Annotated in this window: 21 protein-coding genes; 7 read left to right on the forward strand and 14 right to left on the reverse strand. The window is 71.3% G+C overall.

The annotated features are described in order from the left end of the window. Nucleotides 1-99 precede the first annotated feature (99 nt). Complete coding sequence (locus tag H9Y04_RS04490) at nt 100-3,243, forward strand: NACHT domain-containing protein (protein WP_308800860.1); 3,144 nt, start codon at nt 100-102, stop codon at nt 3,241-3,243. A gap of 1 nt (nt 3,244) precedes the next feature. Here the strand turns inward: H9Y04_RS04490 and H9Y04_RS04495 are convergent, their stop codons facing one another. The 5 genes from H9Y04_RS04495 to H9Y04_RS04515 are packed head-to-tail and all read right to left on the reverse strand — an operon-like array spanning nt 3,245 to nt 8,269. Further along, complete coding sequence (locus tag H9Y04_RS04495; RefSeq protein WP_187812344.1) at nt 3,245-3,970, reverse strand: VIT1/CCC1 transporter family protein; 726 nt, start codon at nt 3,968-3,970, stop codon at nt 3,245-3,247. A 36-nt stretch (nt 3,971-4,006) separates the two neighbouring features. After that, entirely contained in the window at nt 4,007-5,278 is a 1,272-nt protein-coding gene (locus H9Y04_RS04500) for an amidohydrolase family protein (RefSeq protein ID WP_187812345.1), read from the reverse strand. Beyond that, nucleotides 5,275-6,561 carry an amidohydrolase family protein gene (locus tag H9Y04_RS04505; RefSeq protein ID WP_187812346.1) on the reverse strand — a complete coding sequence of 429 codons (1,287 nt, stop codon included), beginning with the start codon at nt 6,559-6,561 and terminating at the stop codon, nt 5,275-5,277. Before H9Y04_RS04505 ends, H9Y04_RS04500 begins: the two co-directional genes overlap by 4 nt. Nucleotides 6,562-6,572: 11 nt before the next feature. After that, entirely contained in the window at nt 6,573-7,457 is an 885-nt protein-coding gene (locus H9Y04_RS04510; protein WP_187812347.1) for an SDR family NAD(P)-dependent oxidoreductase, read from the reverse strand. Next, nucleotides 7,457-8,269, reverse strand: coding sequence for an acetoacetate decarboxylase family protein (locus tag H9Y04_RS04515; RefSeq protein WP_187812348.1), 813 nt, complete (start codon nt 8,267-8,269; stop codon nt 7,457-7,459). The genes H9Y04_RS04510 and H9Y04_RS04515 overlap by 1 nt, the downstream gene beginning before the upstream one ends. 105 nt (nt 8,270-8,374) lie before the next feature. Here H9Y04_RS04515 and H9Y04_RS04520 point away from each other — a divergent pair, with 105 nt between their 5' ends. From H9Y04_RS04520 to H9Y04_RS04540, 5 genes are all read left to right on the forward strand, one after another. Next, nucleotides 8,375-9,031 carry a TetR/AcrR family transcriptional regulator gene (locus tag H9Y04_RS04520; RefSeq protein WP_187812349.1) on the forward strand — a complete coding sequence of 219 codons (657 nt, stop codon included), beginning with the start codon at nt 8,375-8,377 and terminating at the stop codon, nt 9,029-9,031. 47 nt (nt 9,032-9,078) lie between these two features. Next, complete coding sequence (locus tag H9Y04_RS04525; RefSeq protein WP_187812350.1) at nt 9,079-10,044, forward strand: DEDDh family exonuclease; 966 nt, start codon at nt 9,079-9,081, stop codon at nt 10,042-10,044. Between the two features lie 91 nt (nt 10,045-10,135). After that, complete coding sequence (locus H9Y04_RS04530) at nt 10,136-10,369, forward strand: metallothionein (RefSeq protein ID WP_187812351.1); 234 nt, start codon at nt 10,136-10,138, stop codon at nt 10,367-10,369. A 129-nt stretch (nt 10,370-10,498) separates the two neighbouring features. After that, the gene (locus tag H9Y04_RS04535; RefSeq protein WP_187812352.1) at nt 10,499-11,278 is read left to right on the forward strand and encodes an SURF1 family cytochrome oxidase biogenesis protein; all 780 of its coding nucleotides are present in this window, start codon (nt 10,499-10,501) and stop codon (nt 11,276-11,278) included. A 43-nt stretch (nt 11,279-11,321) separates the two neighbouring features. Then, complete coding sequence (locus H9Y04_RS04540) at nt 11,322-12,077, forward strand: SDR family oxidoreductase (protein ID WP_187812353.1); 756 nt, start codon at nt 11,322-11,324, stop codon at nt 12,075-12,077. A 49-nt stretch (nt 12,078-12,126) separates the two neighbouring features. Here the strand turns inward: H9Y04_RS04540 and H9Y04_RS04545 are convergent, their stop codons facing one another. The 6 genes from H9Y04_RS04545 to H9Y04_RS04570 form a co-directional block, all read right to left on the reverse strand. Continuing rightward, the gene (locus H9Y04_RS04545) at nt 12,127-12,903 is read right to left on the reverse strand and encodes an SIMPL domain-containing protein (protein ID WP_187812354.1); all 777 of its coding nucleotides are present in this window, start codon (nt 12,901-12,903) and stop codon (nt 12,127-12,129) included. Between the two features lie 182 nt (nt 12,904-13,085). Beyond that, the gene (gene amaP, locus H9Y04_RS04550; protein WP_187812355.1) at nt 13,086-13,664 is read right to left on the reverse strand and encodes an alkaline shock response membrane anchor protein AmaP; all 579 of its coding nucleotides are present in this window, start codon (nt 13,662-13,664) and stop codon (nt 13,086-13,088) included. Nucleotides 13,665-13,668: 4 nt separating this feature from the next. Further along, nucleotides 13,669-14,406 carry a DUF6286 domain-containing protein gene (locus tag H9Y04_RS04555; protein ID WP_187812356.1) on the reverse strand — a complete coding sequence of 246 codons (738 nt, stop codon included), beginning with the start codon at nt 14,404-14,406 and terminating at the stop codon, nt 13,669-13,671. After that, complete coding sequence (locus H9Y04_RS04560; protein ID WP_187812357.1) at nt 14,403-14,759, reverse strand: Asp23/Gls24 family envelope stress response protein; 357 nt, start codon at nt 14,757-14,759, stop codon at nt 14,403-14,405. The genes H9Y04_RS04555 and H9Y04_RS04560 overlap by 4 nt, the downstream gene beginning before the upstream one ends. Then, entirely contained in the window at nt 14,759-14,956 is a 198-nt protein-coding gene (locus H9Y04_RS04565; RefSeq protein ID WP_093614553.1) for a hypothetical protein, read from the reverse strand. The genes H9Y04_RS04560 and H9Y04_RS04565 overlap by 1 nt, the downstream gene beginning before the upstream one ends. 37 nt (nt 14,957-14,993) lie before the next feature. Further along, nucleotides 14,994-15,467, reverse strand: coding sequence for an Asp23/Gls24 family envelope stress response protein (locus tag H9Y04_RS04570; RefSeq protein ID WP_187812358.1), 474 nt, complete (start codon nt 15,465-15,467; stop codon nt 14,994-14,996). A gap of 82 nt (nt 15,468-15,549) precedes the next feature. Here H9Y04_RS04570 and H9Y04_RS04575 point away from each other — a divergent pair, with 82 nt between their 5' ends. Beyond that, the gene (locus tag H9Y04_RS04575) at nt 15,550-16,263 is read left to right on the forward strand and encodes a nucleopolyhedrovirus P10 family protein (RefSeq protein ID WP_187812359.1); all 714 of its coding nucleotides are present in this window, start codon (nt 15,550-15,552) and stop codon (nt 16,261-16,263) included. A 100-nt stretch (nt 16,264-16,363) separates the two neighbouring features. Here H9Y04_RS04575 and H9Y04_RS04580 read toward each other — a convergent pair whose 3' ends face one another. From H9Y04_RS04580 to H9Y04_RS04590, 3 genes are all read right to left on the reverse strand, one after another. After that, nucleotides 16,364-17,167: an enoyl-CoA hydratase/isomerase family protein gene (locus H9Y04_RS04580; protein WP_187812360.1), complete on the reverse strand. Its 804-nt coding sequence runs from the start codon at nt 17,165-17,167 to the stop codon at nt 16,364-16,366. 117 nt (nt 17,168-17,284) lie between these two features. Next, nucleotides 17,285-17,503, reverse strand: coding sequence for a helix-turn-helix domain-containing protein (locus tag H9Y04_RS04585; RefSeq protein ID WP_046727957.1), 219 nt, complete (start codon nt 17,501-17,503; stop codon nt 17,285-17,287). 373 nt (nt 17,504-17,876) lie between these two features. Then, nucleotides 17,877-19,475: an ABC-F family ATP-binding cassette domain-containing protein gene (locus tag H9Y04_RS04590; RefSeq protein WP_187812361.1), complete on the reverse strand. Its 1,599-nt coding sequence runs from the start codon at nt 19,473-19,475 to the stop codon at nt 17,877-17,879. Nucleotides 19,476-19,631 lie beyond the last annotated feature (156 nt).

The raw sequence follows: 19,631 nt of genomic DNA on the forward strand, positions 1-19,631 counted from the left end.
GGGCCGCATTGTTGGCAGTGTCCGCCAACGCGCTGTGCGTCGCACCGGCCGCGGCTTACGATGCGGGGCCCACCCCTGTGCGCCACGGGAGGAACTGCCGTGAACGGACTGGAAGTTGCTCTCGCCAAGCTGGCCGGAACCGTCGTGTCGGCGGTGGCCAGATCGCTGCTCACCCGGCCGCCGGGCGCAGGCCTCACCGACGCCCCGGTGCGCAGACGCCCGCTGCCACGACAGCGCCACGCGACGGCGGACACCGCGCGACTCACCGCGGTCCTGTCCGGCCGCCTGGCCGCGGCGCACGCCGGGCTTGCCGAGCATGAGCGGCTGGCCGCGGTCGACGCCTTACGGGATACGTTCGCCGCGGCGGGCCCGTTCGACCTGGACCGCGCCTTCGCGGCCCGCCTCGACCCGAAGCTCCTGCGCGCCGGACTGCCGCGCGTGGATGCCCGTTTGGGCGAGGCGGCGCAGTCGCTGTACGAGGAGCTGCTGACGGCGTGCTGTGTGCACGCCGTGGAGCAGCTCACCGCCGATCCGTCCTTCGCCGCGCGAGCCGCGGTCGAGCACACCCGGCAGCTGGCGCAGACCCATGACCTGGTCGCCGGACTGCCGAGGCCGCGCCCCGAGTCCGTCTCGCTCGCCTTCGAGCAGCGGTACGCGGACTTCGTGGCCGAGACGCACAGCCGCCTGGAGCTGTTCGGGCTCACGCTGGGCGGCCCCGAGCGCACGCAGTGGCCGTTGGACACCGCTTACATCTCGCTGTCGGTGAGCAGCGAGGACGGCGCGAGCACCTATCAGGAGGCCATGGGCGCACCGCGCTCCACGCCCTCCAGGATCAGGGTCGAGGAGGCACTGTCGGCCGGCTCCCGGCTGCTGCTGCGGGGCGCCGCCGGATCGGGCAAGTCCACCCTCGTCCAGTGGCTGGCGCTGAATGCGGCCCGACGCGGTTTCGGGCCCGAGCTTGCCGACTGGAACCTGTGCGTACCGTTCGTGCTGCGCCTGCGGTCCTTCACTCCGACCGGGACGCTGCCGATGCCGGAGGACTTCCTCAAGGCGGCGGGGATACCCCTGCAGGGGGCCGCGCCCGCGGGCTGGGTGGCCGAACTGCTCACCAATGGAAGGGCGTTGGTGCTCCTGGACGGGGTGGACGAGGTGCCGCTCCGGCTGCGCAAGGCCACGGAGCACTGGCTGCGCGCGCTGATCGCCGCATTCCCGCTGGCCCGGTACGTGGTGACGGCGCGGCCCTCCGCGATCCCCGACGACTGGCTCACGGACCTGGGGTTCGCCGGGCACGGCCTGTTGCGGATGGACCGGGACGACATCCGCTCCTTCGTGGCGCACTGGCACGCCTCGGCCCGCGAGGCCTGCCCGGAGGACGGCGAGCTCCTCGACATGTACGAGAGCAGCCTGATCACCGCGATCACCACGCGCCGCGACCTGGGCCGCCTCGCCACCAACCCGCTGATGTGCGCACTGCTCTGTGCGCTGAACCGGGACCGGCGGATGCAACTGCCCCGGGCGCGCAAGGAGTTGTACGACGCGGCCCTGGAGATGCTGCTCGTCCGCAGGGACGCCGAGCGGGAGATCTCGGCGGTCGAGGGCGTGCTGCTCGGCCGCGAGGAGCAGACCGTACTGCTGCAGCGCCTCGCGTACTGGATGATCCGCAACGGGCAGCGGGAAGCGGCCCGTTCGGAGGTCGTCGAGATGATCGACGGCTGGCTGGAGGCCATGCCCCAGGTCCGGGAGCAGGGCGACGCACGCACGGTGTGCGCCCATCTGCTGATCCGCAGCGGGCTGCTGCGGGAGTCCCTGCCCGGCAGCGTGTCCTTCGTCCACCGCACGTTCCAGGACTACCTGGGCGCCAAGGCCGCCGTGGAAGCACGGGACTTCGGGGCGCTGGTGCGCAACGCGCACGACGACACCTGGGACGACGTGATCCGGATGGCCGTGGGCCACGCACGCCTGGAGGAGCGCGCGCGGCTGCTGCGCGGACTCCTGAAGCGGGCCTCGCAGGCGAAGAAGCACCACAATCGGCTTGTGCTGCTCGCCGCCGCGGCCTTGGAGCACGCGCCCGAACTCGACCCGGCCGTACGGGCCGAGGTCCAGTCCTGCACGGAAGGGCTGCTGCCGCCCCGCTCGATCGAGGAGGCCAAGCAGCTCGCCAAGGTCCCGCTGGTGGTGGAGCTGCTGCCGGGCCCGTCGGACGATCTGGACGAGGAGAGCGCGGCGGCCGTGGTGCGCACGGCGAAGCTGGTGAAGGGTGACGCGGCGCTCAGTGTGGTGGCGCGGTTCAAGGGGGACGAACGGTTCGCCGTGGCCCACGAGATCGGTACGGGGTGGGACGACTTCCCCGTACAGGACTACGTGGACAGTGTTCTCAGGGACAGGATGCACAGCCAGGCCTACCTGTACGCACGCAGCCCCGCGCAAGTACAGGCTCTTGCCCAGCTCCCCCAGTTGCGCCGGCTGGCGCTGAGCGGGGACCACGGGCTGCCGGCCGAGCTCCTCGCGCTGGACCGTCTGGAGTGGCTGCTCACGTACGACAACGGCTCGCTGACTGATCTGTATCCCTTGCGGACGCTGCGGAAGCTGCGCCTGCTGTGCCTGCGCGAGTGCTACGCGATAGCCGACCTCGCGCCCCTCGCCGAGACCACGCTGGAGGTGCTGTATCTCTACGCGCTCCACCCCGGCCTCGACCTGCGGCACCTACGCGCCATGGACCGCCTCCAGCGGCTGAGCATCGACTTTCCCGCGGGACTCGCGCAGATCGGCGACCTCGACGTGGGTGAACAGCTCACCGCGCTGGGGATGTTCCGGGAGGCCGCCGTCATCGGTCTCGGCGGCCTCGAACGGTGGCCTCGCCTCGACTGGCTCTCGCTCGCGGGCACCCCCCAGATCGCCGAGTTCGCCGGCCGGTCCGCGCTGCCCGGACTGCGCACCCTGCAGATCCTCGACGCCGACTTCGCGCCCGCGGACGTGGTGGCGCAGCAGAGCCTCACGACGCTGTGGCTCGGCACCTGCCACATCACCGGGGGCCTCGAACCACTGCGTGAACTGCCAGGGTTGCGTCAAGTGCGGTTCGCCAAGTGCACGACGGCCTCCGGCGCCCCACTGGACCTGTCGCCGCTCGCCGGCCTCGACGATCTGAACGTCATCGTCGAGGACGACACTCCGGTGCGCAGCAACAACGTGATCCCCAAGGACCGGTTGAGTCTGCGCCGGGCGAGCAACTCCTACCTGGTCTGAGTCACACACCCACCGCCCCCAGCAACGACCCCGCCCCATACGTCACCGCCATGGCCAGCGCACCCCCGACCACATTCCGCAGCACCGCAGGCCGCGTCGGCGCCGAGCCCAGGCGGGCGCTCCACCAGCCCGTGAGCCACAGGGCCGCGAGCACGGCGCCGACCGTGACGTACAGCCGTACGGACGAAGGCGGCAGCACGATGGCTAGCAGGGGCAGCAGCGCGCCGACGGTGAAGGCGAGGAAGGAGGCCCATGCCGCGTGCCAGGGGTTCATGAGCTCGTCCGGGTCGATGCCGAGTTCCACCCGCGCGTGCGCCCGCAGCGCGTCCTTCTCCGTGAGCTGCTCCGCCGCCTCGCGGGCCACGTCGGCGCTGAGCCCCCGCGCCTCCAACAGCTCGGTCAGCTCGTCGAGTTCGGCCGCCGGCTGCTCGCGCAGCTCGCGCTTCTCCGTCGCGAGCGCGGCCTTCTCCGAGGCGCGCTGGGTCGATACGGAGACATACTCGCCGGCCGCCATCGACATGGAGCCGGCGAGCAGGCCCGCCAGACCCGCGGTGAGCAGGGTGGAGCGGTCGGACGTGGCGCCCGCGACGCCGACGACGAGGCCCGCCGTGGAGACGATGCCGTCGTTCGCGCCGAGCACCGCGGCGCGCAGCCAGTTGAGGCGGGTGCTCATGCCCTGCTCGTGGGGCTCGTGCGGCTCGGCTGCGGATGCGCTGGAGTCGGTCATGCCGGGAGGGTCTCAGAACCTCCCGGCATGACCCGGTCACCACACGCGGACCTTGCCGCCTGGCGCGAAAACGGGTGACGTCGCGTCCGACGGGGGCTCCTTCAACGGCTCGGCCAGTTCCTCGACCGTGGGCCCGACCTTCGCCGCGATCGGGTCGAGGAAGTCCAGGTCGAAGCCGTAGACGCGGGCCGCGTTGCCGCCGACCATCGCGGCGATCTCCGCGGGGTCGAGCCCGGCGTAGGCGATCCGCAGGCCCTCCCTCGTATACGGGTAGGTGCCTTCGTCGTGGGGGTAGTCGCTGCCCCACATGATCTTGTCGAGGCCGATCCGGTCGCGCAGCGGCACCTCGTGCGGGCGCATGAAGCTGGCGCCGACGAAGCAGTTCTCGCGCCAGACCTCGGAGGGGCCCTTGCCCATGGAGGCCGCGAGGCCCTGGCCGAACTTGGACTCCGCCGTATTCGCCTTCGGGCCCGCCGCCTTCGTGACGGCCTTGACCAGGCGTGCGTGGTAGTAGTCCAGCATGTCCAGGACGCCCGGGATCCAGCCGGAGCCCTGTTCCGTCAGGACCAGCTTCAGGTCCGGATGACGGCGGAAGGCGCCGCCGAAGATCAGATGCCACAGGGCGCGGTGCGAGAACCAGGTGGTCTCCACCATGAACACCGCGCGCGCCGCGGGTTCGTCACCGAGCGGCGGGGAGGCAGAGCCTGCGTGGTGGTTGACGGGGATGCCCAGTTCGGCGCATGTGGCCCAGATCGGGTCGTACGTCTGGGAGTACAGCTCGGGCAGGCCCGAGCCCGGTGGTGTGCCGGGCAGGAGCAGGCCGCCGGTGAGGCCCGCCGCGTGGGCCCAGCGGATCTCCTTGACCGCCTCGTCCACGTCGTTGAGCAGGATCTGGAAGACGCCCGCGCGCCGTCCCGGCGCCGCGGCGCAGAACTCGGCGAGCCAGCGGTTGTGGGCGCGCAGGCCCGCCCAGCGCTGCTCGAACTCCTCGCGCGTGGGCGCGGGTGCCATCAGGGCCGCGGAGGGGAAGAACGGCGGGATGGTGTTGGGGAACACCACCTCCGCGACGATCCCGTCCTCCTCCAGCTCGGCGACGCGGCGGTCGGAGTTCCAGTTCTTGTCCGCGGTGTCGGCGAGCAGGTCCTCGTACGGATTGACGTAGGTGGCCGCCCACGCGTCGAAGGCCTCGTGGTGCCTGGACTCCAAGTAGGGCTTGTAGTCGAGGAGATCGGCGCCGGCGTGGCAGTCGGCGGAGATGACGGTGTAGCGGTCGGTGGGTGCGCTCGGGGCGCTGCGGCTCTGGTTCACGGGTTCACCCCCAGGACGGGAAAGTCGTTGCCGGTGATCCAGTGCCGGCCCACCTCGCGCGAACGCGCCCAGGAGGCCTCGACGGCGGCCTGGTCATCGGGCTGGCCGAGATCGGCCGGGGTCGGGCCGATGCGCTGCGCGATCGGCGCGAGCTTGTCGGTGTCGAAGCCGAAGACCTCGGCGGCCGCGAGCCCGAGCATCCGGCGGGTCTCCTCGACCGGGATGTCGTGGAAGGTGTTCTTGAGCCAGGTGCGGGTGTTGGGCCAGGTTCCTTCCGGGTGCGGGAAGTCGGAGCCCCACAGGATGTTGTCCACGCCGATCTCGTAGCGCTGGGCGAGTTCGCGCCGCTTGGTGTTGGTGGCGCAGATGAACACCTGGCGGTCCAGATACTCGCTCGGCGGCCGCTTCAGCTCGGAGAACGGCGAGAGCTTCTTGCCGCCGTGCGCGCCGAGGTAGAGGCGGTCCATGAACCACAGGAGGTTCGGCAGCCACCAGCAACCGGACTCCGCGACACCGAACTTGAGGCCCGGGTGCCGCTCGAACACCCCGGACCAGATCAGGAAGTGGAGCGGCCGCGCGGGCCACCACGTCACCTCGCTGACGTAGATGCCGAGGTGCTCGCCGTACTCGTGGCGCGGCGCCGCACCCGAGTGCGTGACCATGGGCATCTCGCACTCGGCGGCCGCGGCCCAGATGGGCTCGTACCGCGCGTCGTGGTACGGCGGGTGGTCCACCCACATCGAGGGGATCATCAGCGCGCCGAGCCCGGACTCCTTGGCCCGGTGGATCTCGGCGACGACCTTGTCGGGCTCCGCGGTGATGGGCAACAGGGCGACACCGCAGTGCCGTTCGGGGTTCTGTCCCACGAACTCCGCGAGCCAGCGGTTGTGCGCCTGCGCGCCCGCCATGCCGAGTTCGGGGTCCTGGTCGCCGGAGAGCCCGAGGCCCACGCCGAAGGGCGCGGCGGTCTGGCTGTCCACGGCGTCGGCGTCCGGGAAGACCACCTCGGCGGCCACTCCGTCGCCGTCCAGCTCCTTGAGGCGCTGGGCGACGTCCCAACCGCCGCGCAGCCCTTCCTCGTTGTCGCTGAACCACTTGTCGGCGAAGGCCTCGTTGCGGATGCCGAGCCGCGTGGCCTCCTCGCGGCGCCGGTCGCGGCCCGCGAGGAATTCGTCGAACTCCCGGTGGAAACGGGAGTCCAGATACGGCCGGTACTCCTCGGTCGGCAGCCCTGCATGGCAGTCCGAGGAGATGATCAGGTACGGATCCTGTGCGTCGGTCACGGGTCGTCCCCCTAGTCGAGGATGAAGCTTTCGAGATACGCGGGATTCGCACGGTCGAGCATCGACTGCGACCGGGCCTTGATCTGCCGGTCGCTGTGCTCGCTGGCGGGCATCATCCAGAACTGCCCGGCCTCGATGCACTCGGCCACGAAGTCGGCGACCTCTTCGACCGGCGTGAACTGCACCTCGTGGCCGGCCTCCTTCATGGCCGACTCCCACTGGTCGAGGCTGCGGTACGGCGTCTTGCGCGGCCGCTCCTTGGCGTACCGCTCGGGGCGGTTGCGGTGCGACTCCCACAGGCCGGTGCGCAGCATGTGCGGGCCCGGGAAGAGCACGGACGCGCCGACCTGGACGCCCTCGGCCTTGAGATGCGCGTACAGCGACTCGGTCATCGTCACGACGGCCGCCTTGGTCACCGCGTAGACGGAGGCAGTGGGCAGGGGTGCGATGCCGCCGTCACCGGAGGACGTGTTGACCACATGCCCCGGCAGGCCGCTCTCGATCATGCGCGGCACGAAGGCCTGGATGCCGTGGAAGACACCCCAGACGTTGACCGAGAACGCCCACTTCCAGTCGTTGGGCTCGTGCTGCCACATCCGGCCCTCGGCACCCGAGCCGACACCGGCGTTGTTGCACAGGACGTTGACCTGCCCGTACGTGTCGTACGCGGCGTCGGCGAGTGCGAGGACGGAGTCGCGGTCCGATACGTCGACCACCTTGGCCAGGACGTCGGCGCCGTCCTCCCTGAGCGAGGCGGCGGCCTTCTCCAGGGCGCCCTCCTCGACATCGGCGAGCACGACCTTGAGCCCGGCGGCGGCGAACCGCCGCGCCATCGCGAGGCCGATCCCGCTCGCGGCGCCCGTGACGACGGCGACCTGCCCTGCTTCGAGCTTCATCAGGCGCCCGCCTCCTTGTCACTGCCCTCAGGGGGACCGTCGAGGATCTGCTGCGGGTCGTCGTACCGCTGGTGGATATAGGGCAACAGGGCCTGGGCGGAGACCCGTTCGACGACCTTGCCCTTCTGGTCCGTGGTCTTCTCACCGATGGTGATCTCCACGATCGTGCGTACGGGGAGATCCGCGATCGGGTCGAACATCGACTCCCGCAGGACGATGTCCCCGGTGATCCGCTCCAGCTTGCGCACCTTCTCGTTACGGGTGCAGTGCACGAGCACCGGGTCGGCGTCGAAGCCGGAACCGTCCACGGCGGGCAGGAACTTGAAGTAGAAGTCGGTCTTCTGCACCGGCTCGGGAAGCGGCAGGTCACCGCTGACCGCTCCGCGTACCTCCACGAACGCGATGCCGTGCCGGGCCAGCTTGGCGTTCACGACGAGGCCGTCGCGGTCGACCGTGACCTCGCCGAGCTTCTTCGGCTCGCCGAAGACCTCACGGCCGCCGATCAGCGCCCGCTCGTGGGTCATCGGCATGACCAGCGGATACCAGCCCACGACTCCGTTGTGCTCGGCGGCCACCGCCACCGATCCTGCGCCGAGCGGATAGCCGGGCAGGTCGACCTTGCTGATGTTCGCCCGCACCAAGGGCTTCTCGGTGGGCTTCAGCGGTGGCGGCAGCACCGCGGCCACCGCGTCCGGATCGCTCTCCCAGACAGCCACCACACCGGTCGACCAGATGTCGGGAAGCTTGGAGCTCTTCTCGCGCGAGGCCTGGATCTCGGCCTCGGTGCGCGCGCCGTACCGTACTCGTGCCATGGCGTACCGCCCTTCGGTGGGGGTGTTCCAGCGAGTCTGTAACACTGTTACACCGCCCGCGATGAAGGGTAAAGAGCCGTGCGGGAAACGGAAATTGGGGACCCGATGAGCAACCAGAGCGATTCGCCGAAACGCGCACTGACTCGGGACGACGTGCTCGACGCCGCCGCGGCGATGGTCAAGAAGAACGGCCCGCGCGCGCTGACCATGCGCAAGCTCGCCGCCGAGCTCGGCACGGCGGTCACCTCGATCTACTGGCACGTCGGCAACCGCGAATCCCTGCTCGAAGCCCTCGTCGAGCGCACGGTCACCGACCTCGGCGAGATCCGTGCCCAGGGCCGCACCCCCGCCACCCGTATCGTCTCGGTCACCCGCGCCCTGCGCGCCCAGTTGCGCGGACATCCGCATCTGGTGGCGATGGTGCACGAACGGGGCCTGACGGAGCGGATGTTCCAGCCCGCGACCCAGGCCCTGGTGCACGAGGTCCATGCGGCCGGCCTGCGCGGGGGTCAAGCCGCCGACGTCGTACGGTCGCTGCTCTTCCAGGTCGTCGGATTCGTTCTGGTGGAGCGCAATCGCGAGCGAGCGCCGGTGCAGTACCCCGGCGACGAAAGCCTGTGGGACGCGGGCGCCGCCGAACACGATCCCGCGCTGGCCAAGGGCCTTGCCGCGCCGCCGGATCCGGAGCGGCTCTTCCTGCTCTCCGTACGGGCCATGGTGGACGGCCTGTTGGGAGAGCGGCCCGCCGAGCGGGCGCACTGAACCCCGGCGGTCCGCGGTGTCGGTCGCGGGCCTTATCCTCGTGAACCATGCTCGAAGACCGCACGACCGCCGTTCCGTGGCCGGCCGCCTACCCGTCGGGGTACGCGGTCGTCGACGTCGAGACCACGGGTCTCGCCCGCGACGACCGCATCATCTCCGCCGCCGTCTACCGGCTCGACGCGCGCGGCGAGGTCGAGGACCACTGGTACACGCTGGTCAACCCCGAGCGCGACCCCGGTCCGGTGTGGATCCACGGCCTGACGAGCGACACCCTCGAAGGCGCCCCGCTCTTCCCCGAGATCGCCGAGGAGTTCTCCGCACGCCTCGAAGGCCGGGTGCTCGTGGCGCACAATGCGGTCTTCGACTGGCAGATGATCGCCCGCGAGTACGCCCGGGCCTCGCTCACCCCTCCCGTACGGCAGCGGCTGTGCACCATCGCCCTGTCGAAGGAGCTGGCGCTCCCGCTGCCCAACCACAAACTGGAGTCGCTCGCGGCCCACTTCGGTGTCGTGCAGCAGCGCGCGCACCATGCGCTCGACGACGCCCGTGTGCTCGCCGAGGCCTTCCGGCCCAGCCTGCGGGCGGCGGCCAAGGATGCCGTACGGCTGCCGCTGCACGAGTGCCGGCCGCTGACGGAGTGGAACGCGACGCCCGCGCCGGCCCCTTCGGGAATCGGCCGGCAGTACCAGCCACAGGGCAACTGGCGCCAGTCCCGCAAGCTCCCGCCGAGCCCGTATCCGAACCCCGGGCGGTACGAGGAGGGCAAGCCGCTGCGCCAGGGCATGCGCGTGGCGTTCTCGGGCGACACCTCCACCGAGCGCGAGCTGCTCGAGGACCGGGCGGTCGAGGCGGGGCTGCATGTGGCGACCAGCCTGTCGCGTCTGACGAGCCTGCTCGTCACCAATGATCCGGACTCCGGTACGTCCAAGGTCGTCAAGGCGAAGAGCTTCGGCACCCCGATCGTGGACGAGGCGGCCTTCGGCCAGCTCCTGCGGGACGTGGCACCTGCGTAAGGGGAGGCCCGGGCGCCTGTCCGGGTGATTATCAGCCCGCACGCCGCATGCCTCGACGGCGTCGCGGCACGCGGGTCCCACTCTGTGGCGCATGGCACGTTGCGAAGTCTGCGGAAACGACTACTCCATGAGCTTCGAGGTCCACGCCCAGGGCGCGGTCCACGTCTTCGACTGCTTCTCGTGCGCCATCCACCGGATGGCGCCGATCTGCGAGCACTGCCGGTGCCAGATCATCGGCCAGGGCGTCGAGGTCGAGGGGCACTGGTACTGCGGGGCGCACTGCGCCCGCTCCGAGGGGAAGGCAGGCATCGTCGATCGCGTCTGACCCCGGCCCGCTCCCCGCACGCCCCGGATCCCCTCACTGCTCGACCCCGATCCACCCCTCTGCCCGTTTCGGCCCCCTACGGGACCCCTCCCGCAGGGGGCCTTCGTATGCCGGGGTACCGTCGACGGCGTGTACCGCTTCCTGTTGACCCGGCAGTGGGTGCTTGTCACCCTTCTCGCCCTTGTGCTCATCCCCGTGATGATCGAGCTGGGCTTCTGGCAGCTGCACCGGCATCAGGCCCGCGTCGCGCAGAACGCGCTGATCGCGAAGAGCCTCGACGCGAAGCCCGTACCCGTCGAGGAGCTGACCGCGCCGGGCGAGACGCTGCCCCGCGAGGACTACTGGCGCCAGGTCACCGCCACCGGCCGCTTCGACGCGGAGCACGAGGTCGTGGTCCGCCGCCGCACCAACTCCGACGACCGGGTCGGCTTCCACGTCCTGACCCCGTTCGTGCTCGAGGACGGCAAGGTCCTCCTGGTGAACCGGGGCTGGGTGCCCGCGGCCGCCGATCAGAAGGCGTTCCCGAAGGTTCCGCCGCCGCCCTCGGGCGAGCGCACGGTGACGGGCCGGCTGATGGCCTCGCAGACCACGGACGCCAGCGGCATCAAGGACCTCAAGGGACTGCCCGACCGCCAGGTGATGCTGATCAGCAGCGAGCAGCAGGCCCAGCTCCTGAACAAGCAGGTGCTCGGCGGCTACATCGAGCTGACCGACCCGGAGACCGACTCCCCCGAGCAGATCCCCGCCCCCGACCACGACTCGATCGGGAACCACTTCGCGTACGCCATCCAGTGGTGGCTGTTCACGGCGGCCGTGCCGGTCGGCTGGATCTTCCTCGTACGGCGGGAAGTACGCGAACGTCTCGAGCGCGCGGACTCCGAGGAACAGGCCGAACCGGTTCCGGCCTGACCCCGGGCTCCCTTCGCGGGGATCCACGCGGCAGGATGGGTGCATGGATCTTGGACTGAAGGACCGTGTCTACGTAGTCACCGGCGCGACCCGGGGCCTCGGCCACGCTTCGGCCGCCGCCATGGTCGCGGAGGGTGCGAAAGTCGTCCTCACCGGGCGTGAGGAGAAGGCCGCCGTCGAGGCCGCGGCCGCGTTCGGCGAGAACGCCGTCGGTGTCGGCGCCGACAATGGCGACCCGGCCACCGCGCAGCGTCTGATCGACACCGCCCGTGAGCGCTTCGGCCGTTTCGACGGCATCCTCATCAGCGTCGGCGGCCCGGCCCCCGGCACCGCCGCCACCAACACCGACGAGCAGTGGCAGGCCGCCTTCGACGCGGTCTTCCTGGGCGCGGTCCGGCTCGCGCGGGGTGCGGCCGCGGAGCTCGGCGAGGGCGGGGCGATCGGCTTCGTCCTGTCCGGTTCGGTGTACGAGCCCATCGCCGGCCTCACCATCTCCAACGGTCTGCGTCCGGGCCTGGCCGGCTTCGCCAAGTCGCTCGCGGACGAGGTGGGTCCGCGCGGCATCCGCGTGCTCGGCCTGCTGCCCGGCCGGATCGCCACGGACCGCATGCGCCAGCTGGACGGCCTGGCCCCCGACCCCGCCGCGGCCCGCGCCGCCAACGAGTCCCGTATCCCGCTGGGCCGCTACGGCACGCCGGAGGAGTTCGGCCGGGTGGCGGCGTTCACGCTGTCGCCGGCGGCCTCGTATCTGACGGGTGTGATGCTGCCGGTGGACGGCGGGGCGCTGCGGGGGTTCTGAGCCCGGCCTCGGCGCGCACGCTCCCGCCGTCCGGGCCGGGCTCCTCGCGTCAGACCAGCTCGTACACCGCGGTGACCGACGCGGTCGACTGGATCTCCCCGGGAGCCAGCGGGACGCTCGCGCCCGCGCTGTCGAACGCCTCCTTGGCCATCGGCAGCGGGTGCGGGCCGCTCGTGGCGCTGTCCGTGAGCGAGACGAGCCGACCAAGGCGGTGCCCGCTGAACTCGGCGTACTCCAGGGCCTTGGCCCGCGCGTCGCGGTGCGCGTCCTTGCGTGCCTGCGTGCGCAGCGCCGCCGGGTCGGCCACGTCGAAGGCGACGGAGTGGATACGTCCGGCGTCGCCGGTGGCGTCCGTGACGGCCTGCAGGACCGCACCCGTGTCGCCGATCCTGCGGACCTTGACAGTGAAGGACTGCGCGGCCCGGTAGCCCGTCAGCTCGGACTTGCCCGACGTGTAGGTGTACTGCGGGCCGAGGGACAGGCCTTCGGTCCTGATGTCCTTGTCGGCGATGCCCCGGGCGCGCACGGCGGCCAGCAGCGCGCGGGCGGCCTTGCTCTGGGCGTTCATCGCGTCCTTCGAGGTCTTCTCGGTGACCTCGACCCCGGCGTGGACCACCGCCATGTCCGGCTTGCCCGTCGCGCTGCCCTCGCCGCTCACGGTCAGGACGGCGGGGCGCGGCGCGGCGGCCCGTACGGTTTCGGGACCGCTGGGCAGGGCGGCCGCCGCGGGAGCGGCGAGGGCGGGGAGCGCGAGGGCGAGCAGCGTGACCGCGAAGGCCTTGGCGGGGCGGGCGAGAGGCACGGGTGCGGTGCGGGCGAGGAGCATCGGTACGGTTCCTTTCGAGGGCGTGAGCGCGTCCCCGTGATCGGCGGGGGCGCGGGTGCGGCCCCGTCGACTCGGGGGCATGCGTATGTCCCGCATCCCAGCACCTGGCGATCACCACCGGCGGGCACCACACCCGCGCGTCACCTCTCTGGCCGCACCCGGGCCTGCGGGGGCGAACGCTCTCAACTCACCCGTTGCGCCCGCCTCTTGAGCGTCCCCATCCGCACCTCGGCCGGCAGCCGGTCGAGGCCGGCGGAGTCGCGGGCCGTGGCCAGCGCCTCGTAGGTCATCCGCTGGAGCGTCTCGCGGGGCGCGGCCTGCGCCTCCAGTACGAGCTGCACGCGTGCCTCGGGCGCACTGCGCCGGCCCACGAGCAGCACATCCGCCCGCTCGACCCCGTGCAAGTCCTCGGCCGCACCGGCCAGTACGCCCGCAAGGGCCCGCGCCCGCAGCAGCGCGCCCTGGCCGTCGCCGCTGTCCACGAGGACCTCGGTGAGCCGGTTGCGCCGGGCCTGGGCGATCAGCGACCACACCATCAGGCCGAACAGCAGTCCAAGCGCCCCGAACACGGCCGGCCACCACCAGGTGTCCTCGCGGTAGCGGTCCCGTGCGGACTCGGCGAGCAGCACATCGCTCCGGGCGTCGTAGAACCACCACTCCGGCAGCGGCCCGCCGAGCCCGGCGATCAGCACACTGCCGCCGAGGACCAGGAGCGCGAGCCCCACGAGCCCGATCAGCACACGGTTGGCGATCCGCAGCATGGCCTCAGCCCTTCCCCGGTCGTGACACGGTCACCGAAAGAGCGGGGCCCGCGACCAGGCCGAGGGACTTGATGCCCTCGCCGAGCGCGGCGTCCAAGTCGGCCCGTACCTCGTCGAGTTCGCGGAAGTGCGAGACCGCCCGCACCTCGACCTTCGCGCGGTACACACGGACCCGCACCGACTGCACCCCCGACACCTCCATCGCCCGGTCGCGCAGCACGAGCGCGGCGGCGGCGCTGTCCAGCCAGGCGCGGACGTCGGCGTTGCCGCTGCGCAGGGGCAGCGCGGAACGGTGTCCGGGCGCCGCGGCGAGGACGAGCAGACCGATGCCGAGCACGACGGCCACCGCCGCCCCGGCCAGCACCCAGGGGTCGTCCAGGGGCCGGCCGCCGAACTGTTCGGCGAGCTCCTTGCGCCAGGCCATCGCCGGCTGTTCGGCCCGCACCGCCGCGAGGTCGTAGAGCAGCAGCCCCGCACCGGCCGCGAGCAGCAGCGCGAGCACGCCCGCGGGGATCCGGCGCACGGACCACAGCCTGCCGCCGTCACCGTCCTCCTCGGGGGTGGCCACCGGGCCGTAGCGCGCGGCGGATGCCGACTGGTCGAGCTCGGACTGTGCCCGCTGGAGCACCTCGGCCTCGGCCTTCTCGCCCTTCTCGGCCTTCTCCAGGACGGGCAGACTTCGTGTGGTGCCCTCGCTCTCGGGGCCGGGCGGCGCCGCCCGGCCCTCCGGACCTTGGCTCATCGTGTCCTCCCCTGCGCCCGCGCGGGATGCAGCCGCTCCACCTGGACCGCCACCTCGGGCACGGTCATCCCCGCCAACGCCTCTACCCGCTGGGCGACTTGACGACGCACGGCCGCGCAGCGGGCGCCGATGTCGCAGGGGTAGCCGAGCTCCAGGGTGATCCGCGCCCGCACGACCAGATCCCGTACGCGCACCACGGCCTGCGGTGCGCCGGCCTCGGCGGGCACACCGGAACCGAGCGCCTCACGGGCCGCGTACGCGGCGATCTTCTCCACGACCCGGTCGGCGATGACGGTCGCGCCCCGCTCGCCCGCGGGCACCGCCCGCGCACCGGGACTGCCGGCCGCGCCCATCAGCGCCGCCGGTCGCCGCGTGACTCACCGCGGCCGCGGAACAGGTCACCGAGGTCCAAGTCCCCGTCCGCGTACCGCCCGACAAGGAACCCGAGCGCACCGAGCGCCGCCACGAGCAGGAACGCGCCGAACCCGCCGAAGTACGCGGCGAATCCGAGCGCCATCCCGGCGAGCAGCCCGATCGAGGCCCTGCTCATCTCGCCACCTCCGTCGCGGAAACCGCCATCGGAGCCGTCACTGGAGCCGCGTCTCGTCGTCGTCCTCCTCGTCGGGCAGCTTCACGTCGCCGACCGCGATGTTGACCTCGACGACCTCGAGCCCGGTCATCCGCTCCACAGCGGCGATGACGTTCTCGCGTACGGCACGGGCCACATCGACGATCGAGACGCCGTAGTCCACGACGATCTCCAGATCGAGCGCCGTCTGCACCTCGCCGACCTCGGCCTTCACACCCCGGGTCACGGACTTGGCGCCGGGCACCCGGTCCCGTACCGCGCCGAAGGTGCGCGCGAGCCCCATCGCGTGCACACCCACCACATCCCGCGCGGCGAGCCCGGCGATCTTCTCCACCACTCCGTCGGCGATGGTGGTGCGCCCTCGCGTCGCGGGATCGCCGCCGCCCCGCTTCTTCACCGTCCCGGCGGCGCCCTGTTCCCCGGGCGCGGCCTCCAGCGTCACTTCCTGGCCTGGTTGTGCGGTCTCGGTCATCGCGTATCCCCTCGCCACCGATTGCGCTCCTTCGCCCACCGTAAGTGCGGGTGCCCCGTCGGTCACCGGGCAAGCTGCATCCATGGACCCTTTGGCACAGGTGATTCGTCAACAGCTGCACCTGGGACGCCTGTTGCCGCTCGGCGGGCCCGCCGACGGGGCGTGGATCGCGGAGTCGGCGGCGCGCGCGGTCCTCGAAGGCGCCACCGCCGCGATACGGGGAGCGCGCGTCGATTCCGTACGCCTGGCGCTCGCCGACCCGGACACGGCCGCCGAGCCCGTGGTGCCCGGACCGCCGAGCGCGCTGCCGCCGGCGCCGCTGCGGGTGACGGCCGAATGCGCCGCGGCGACGGACGAGCCGCTGCCGGCCGTCGTGGGGCGGCTGCGGTCGGTGCTCGCGATCGCCGCGCATGGCCTCGGCCTGGTGGTCGAGGCGGTGGATCTGCGGATCACCGATCTGGTCGCACCCGGCGAGCTCACGGCCCGTACTCCCGCGCCGGGCAGGCGTGTTCCGACCGTACGCACGGACCGCGGCCCGGCCGCCCGCGCCGCCCTCGCCGTACCGGGGGTGACCCGGCTGACGGGGACGCAGGCGGGCACGGGCCGCGCCGTACAGATGCAGGAGCGGCGCTCACCCGGTGCGCTCGCGACGCGCCATCTCCGTATCGAGCTGGCAACCGCCGCCCATCACAACGCCCTCGAGGTGGCCCTCGCGGTCCGCCGCGCCGCTTCGGCGGCGCTCCCCGACCGGCCGACGGTGGCGGTCCTGGTCACGGAGGTCGACGGACTCGCGTAGGAGAACGGAGGCCGACGGACTCACGTAGAAGAACGGAGGCCGACGAACTCACGCAGGGAACGGAGGACCACGGACTCACGCAGGAGCCCGCCGGGAATGCTCAGTCGCCGATCCCCGCCAGATCCCGCAGCCGTCGCGCCTGCGCCGCGCGCTCGGCGACGCGCTGGTCCTCGTAGGAACGCTCGACCGCACCCTGCAGCAACGCCTTGGTCTCGACGACGGCGTCGCGCGGCGCGGCGAGCAGTGCGCCCGCCAAGTCGCGTACGGCAGCGTCGAGTTCGGCCGCGGGCACGACAAGGTTGGCGAGGCCGATGCGTTCGGCCTCGTCCGCATGCACGAAGCGCCCGGTGACACAGATCTCCAGGGCGCGCGCATAACCCACGAGAGAGACCAGCGGATGCGTACCGGTCAGGTCAGGTACGAGTCCGAGGCTGGTCTCGCGCATGGCGAACTGGGCGTCCTCGGCCGCGACCCGCAGGTCACAGGCGAGCGCCAGCTGGAAGCCGGCGCCGATCGCATGCCCCTGCACCGCCGCGACGGTCAGCACATCGCTGCGCCGCCACCACGTGAACGCCTCTTGGTACTCGGCGATGACCGCGTCCAACGACGCGTCATCGCCGCGTGCCATCTCCAGGAACGAGGGCTCGCCCTCGAACCCTTCCGGAGTGAATGCCTGCCGGTCGAGCCCGGCGGAGAACGACTTGCCCTCGCCGCGCAGCACCACCACGCGCACGCTGCCAGGCAGCGCCCGGCCGGCCTCCGTCAACGCCCGCCAGAGTGCAGGACTTTGGGCGTTGCGCTTGGCCGCGTTGGCCAGGGTCACCGTGGCGAGCGTGTCGTCGATGGTGAGCCGGACGCCGTCCTTGTCGAGGACGACGGTGCCGGAAGTGTCGTACGAGGTCATGAGCGTCTCCGCATGGCCGCAGTCAGATACAGCATTGAAGTGACTGCACAGTAACCACCCGGCCGGCCATGGAACCGACCGGGTGGCACCACCGAAGACCGATGAGCAGCGGGAAGGTCAGGAAGCTGCCTTCTTGCCCCGCGTCGCCCCGCCGCGTCCCCGCAGCGTGACCCCGGACTCGCTGAGCATCCGGTGGACGAATCCATAGGAGCGGCCGGTCTCCTCGGCCAGCGCCCGGATGCTCGCACCGGAGTCGTACTTCTTCTTCAGGTCTGCCGCGAGCTTGTCGCGCGCGGCGCCGGTTACCCGGCTGCCCTTCTTCAGAGTCTCGGCCACCCGTGCCTCCTCATGGGAAGTGCGCTCTGGACTTCTCATGATCACCCCTCCTGAGCGTCCTGGCCACCCATTCGGCAAGGTCCGTCCGGCCGGAATTCGCGCCTCCAAGGCGGTCCTCACAAGCGGAGGGAATGATTCCGGTGACCTTGGTTCACGCCGTCGAACAGGTCCATGAACGAATCGGCAGGTCAAGGCGCACAAGGTCACGGTCAACCGCACGCGGCCAGGCAAGCCCTTGATCCGGTGTACGACACACCGCGGTACTAGGCGATCTCACTCATACGAAGGATCACGCGTCAGCAGAATGATCCATACGAAGTGGATCAGCGGCATCCGTTCGGGTTCGGATGCCGCGTCCGGCCGGGTCCGGATGTCAGGCGAGCGCCACCAGGTCCTGGTAGTCCGCGCCCCACAGGTCCTCGACACCGTCGGGCAGCAGGATGATCCGCTCCGGCTGCAGCGCCTCGACCGCGCCCTCGTCGTGCGTGACCAGGACGACCGCGCCCTTGTACGTGCGCAGCGCGCCGAGGATCTCCTCGCGGCTGGCCGGGTCGAGGTTGTTCGTGGGCTCGTCGAGGAGCAGCACGTTGGCGGAGGACACCACGAGCGTCGCGAGCGCGAGACGGGTCTTCTCACCACCGGACAGGACACCGGCCGGCTTGTCGACGTCGTTACCGGAGAACAGGAACGAGCCGAGCGTCTTGCGGACGTCGACGAGATCGAGGTCCGGGGCCGCGGAGCGCATGTTCTCCAGGACCGTGCGGTCCGGGTCGAGGGTCTCGTGCTCCTGCGCGTAGTACCCGAGCTTGAGCCCGTGGCCGGGCGTGACCTCGCCCGTGTCGGGCTGCTCGACACCCGCGAGCAGCCTCAGGAGGGTGGTCTTTCCCGCGCCGTTGAGGCCGAGGATGACGACGCGTGAGCCCTTGTCGATCGCGAGATCCACATCGGTGAAGATTTCCAGCGAGCCGTACGACTTCGACAGACCCTCGGCGGTGAGCGGGGTCTTGCCGCACGGCGCGGGCTCGGGGAAGCGCAGCTTGGCGACCTTGTCGGACTGGCGCACCGCTTCGAGGCCGGAGAGCAGCTTCTCGGCGCGGCGGGCCATGTTCTGCGCGGCCACCGTCTTGGTGGCCTTGGCGCGCATCTTGTCCGCCTGCGAGTTGAGGGCCGCGGCCTTCTTCTCGGCGTTCTGGCGCTCGCGCTTGCGGCGCTTCTCATCGGCCTCGCGCTGCTGCTGGTACAGCTTCCAGCCCATGTTGTAGACGTCGATGTGGGAGCGGTTGGCGTCCAGGTAGAAGACCTTGTTGACCACCGTCTCGACCAGGTCGACGTCGTGGGAGATCACGATGAAGCCGCCGCGGTACGTCTTGAGGTACTCGCGCAGCCAGACGATCGAGTCGGCGTCGAGGTGGTTCGTGGGCTCGTCGAGCAGCAGGGTGTCGGCGTCCGAGAACAGGATGCGCGCGAGCTCGACGCGGCGGCGCTGACCGCCGGAGAGTGTATGCAGCGGCTGGCCGAGCACCCGGTCGGGCAGGCCGAGAGCGGCGGCGATGGTCGCGGCCTCGGCCTCGGCGGCGTACCCGCCCTTGGTGAGGAACTCGGTCTCCTGGCGCTCGTACTGCCGCAGCGCCTTGTCGCGGGTGGCGCCCTGGCCGTTCGCGATGCGCTCCTCGTTCTGCCGCATCTTCTGGATCAGCGTGTCCAGGCCGCGGGCGGACAGGATGCGGTCGCGGGCCAGGGTGTCGAGGTCGCCGGTGCGCGGGTCCTGCGGCAGATAGCCGACCTCGCCGGAGCGCGTGATGCTGCCGGCGGCGGGCTGGCCCTCACCTGCGAGGCACTTGGTGAGCGTGGTCTTGCCGGCGCCGTTGCGCCCGACCAGACCGATGCGGTCGCCCTTGGCGACGCGGAAGGTGGCGTTCTCGATGAGGATGCGGGCGCCGGCGCGCAGCTCGATGCCGGTGGCGGTGATCACGGGACAGACTCCAGGGCAGTGTGGGGGACGGCGAGGGCAGGACGACAGGGCTGAGGGACGTGTCGACGCCGCCTAATGCACAAGGAGAATGGCCATGCGGCCAGTCTAGCGGTGGGCTGCAACTGGTTTTGGGGGCGTGGCTGCCCGCGGATCGGG

The sequence above is a fragment of the Streptomyces polyasparticus genome (assembly GCF_014493765.1).
Lineage (GTDB): Bacteria > Actinomycetota > Actinomycetes > Streptomycetales > Streptomycetaceae > Streptomyces > Streptomyces polyasparticus.

Coding starts and splice junctions, on each gene's coding strand:
- H9Y04_RS04495 (WP_187812344.1), bottom strand. CDS start 3,970: ATGACCGACTCCAGCGCATCCGCAGCCGAGCCGCACGAGCCCCACGAG.
- H9Y04_RS04510 (WP_187812347.1), bottom strand. CDS start 7,457: ATGAAGCTCGAAGCAGGGCAGGTCGCCGTCGTCACGGGCGCCGCGAGC.
- H9Y04_RS04515 (WP_187812348.1), bottom strand. CDS start 8,269: ATGGCACGAGTACGGTACGGCGCGCGCACCGAGGCCGAGATCCAGGCC.
- H9Y04_RS04520 (WP_187812349.1), top strand. CDS start 8,375: ATGAGCAACCAGAGCGATTCGCCGAAACGCGCACTGACTCGGGACGAC.
- H9Y04_RS04525 (WP_187812350.1), top strand. CDS start 9,079: ATGCTCGAAGACCGCACGACCGCCGTTCCGTGGCCGGCCGCCTACCCG.
- H9Y04_RS04530 (WP_187812351.1), top strand. CDS start 10,136: ATGGCACGTTGCGAAGTCTGCGGAAACGACTACTCCATGAGCTTCGAG.
- H9Y04_RS04540 (WP_187812353.1), top strand. CDS start 11,322: ATGGATCTTGGACTGAAGGACCGTGTCTACGTAGTCACCGGCGCGACC.
- H9Y04_RS04545 (WP_187812354.1), bottom strand. CDS start 12,903: ATGCTCCTCGCCCGCACCGCACCCGTGCCTCTCGCCCGCCCCGCCAAG.
- amaP (WP_187812355.1), bottom strand. CDS start 13,664: ATGCTGCGGATCGCCAACCGTGTGCTGATCGGGCTCGTGGGGCTCGCG.
- H9Y04_RS04555 (WP_187812356.1), bottom strand. CDS start 14,406: ATGAGCCAAGGTCCGGAGGGCCGGGCGGCGCCGCCCGGCCCCGAGAGC.
- H9Y04_RS04560 (WP_187812357.1), bottom strand. CDS start 14,759: ATGGGCGCGGCCGGCAGTCCCGGTGCGCGGGCGGTGCCCGCGGGCGAG.
- H9Y04_RS04565 (WP_093614553.1), bottom strand. CDS start 14,956: ATGAGCAGGGCCTCGATCGGGCTGCTCGCCGGGATGGCGCTCGGATTC.
- H9Y04_RS04570 (WP_187812358.1), bottom strand. CDS start 15,467: ATGACCGAGACCGCACAACCAGGCCAGGAAGTGACGCTGGAGGCCGCG.
- H9Y04_RS04575 (WP_187812359.1), top strand. CDS start 15,550: ATGGACCCTTTGGCACAGGTGATTCGTCAACAGCTGCACCTGGGACGC.
- H9Y04_RS04580 (WP_187812360.1), bottom strand. CDS start 17,167: ATGACCTCGTACGACACTTCCGGCACCGTCGTCCTCGACAAGGACGGC.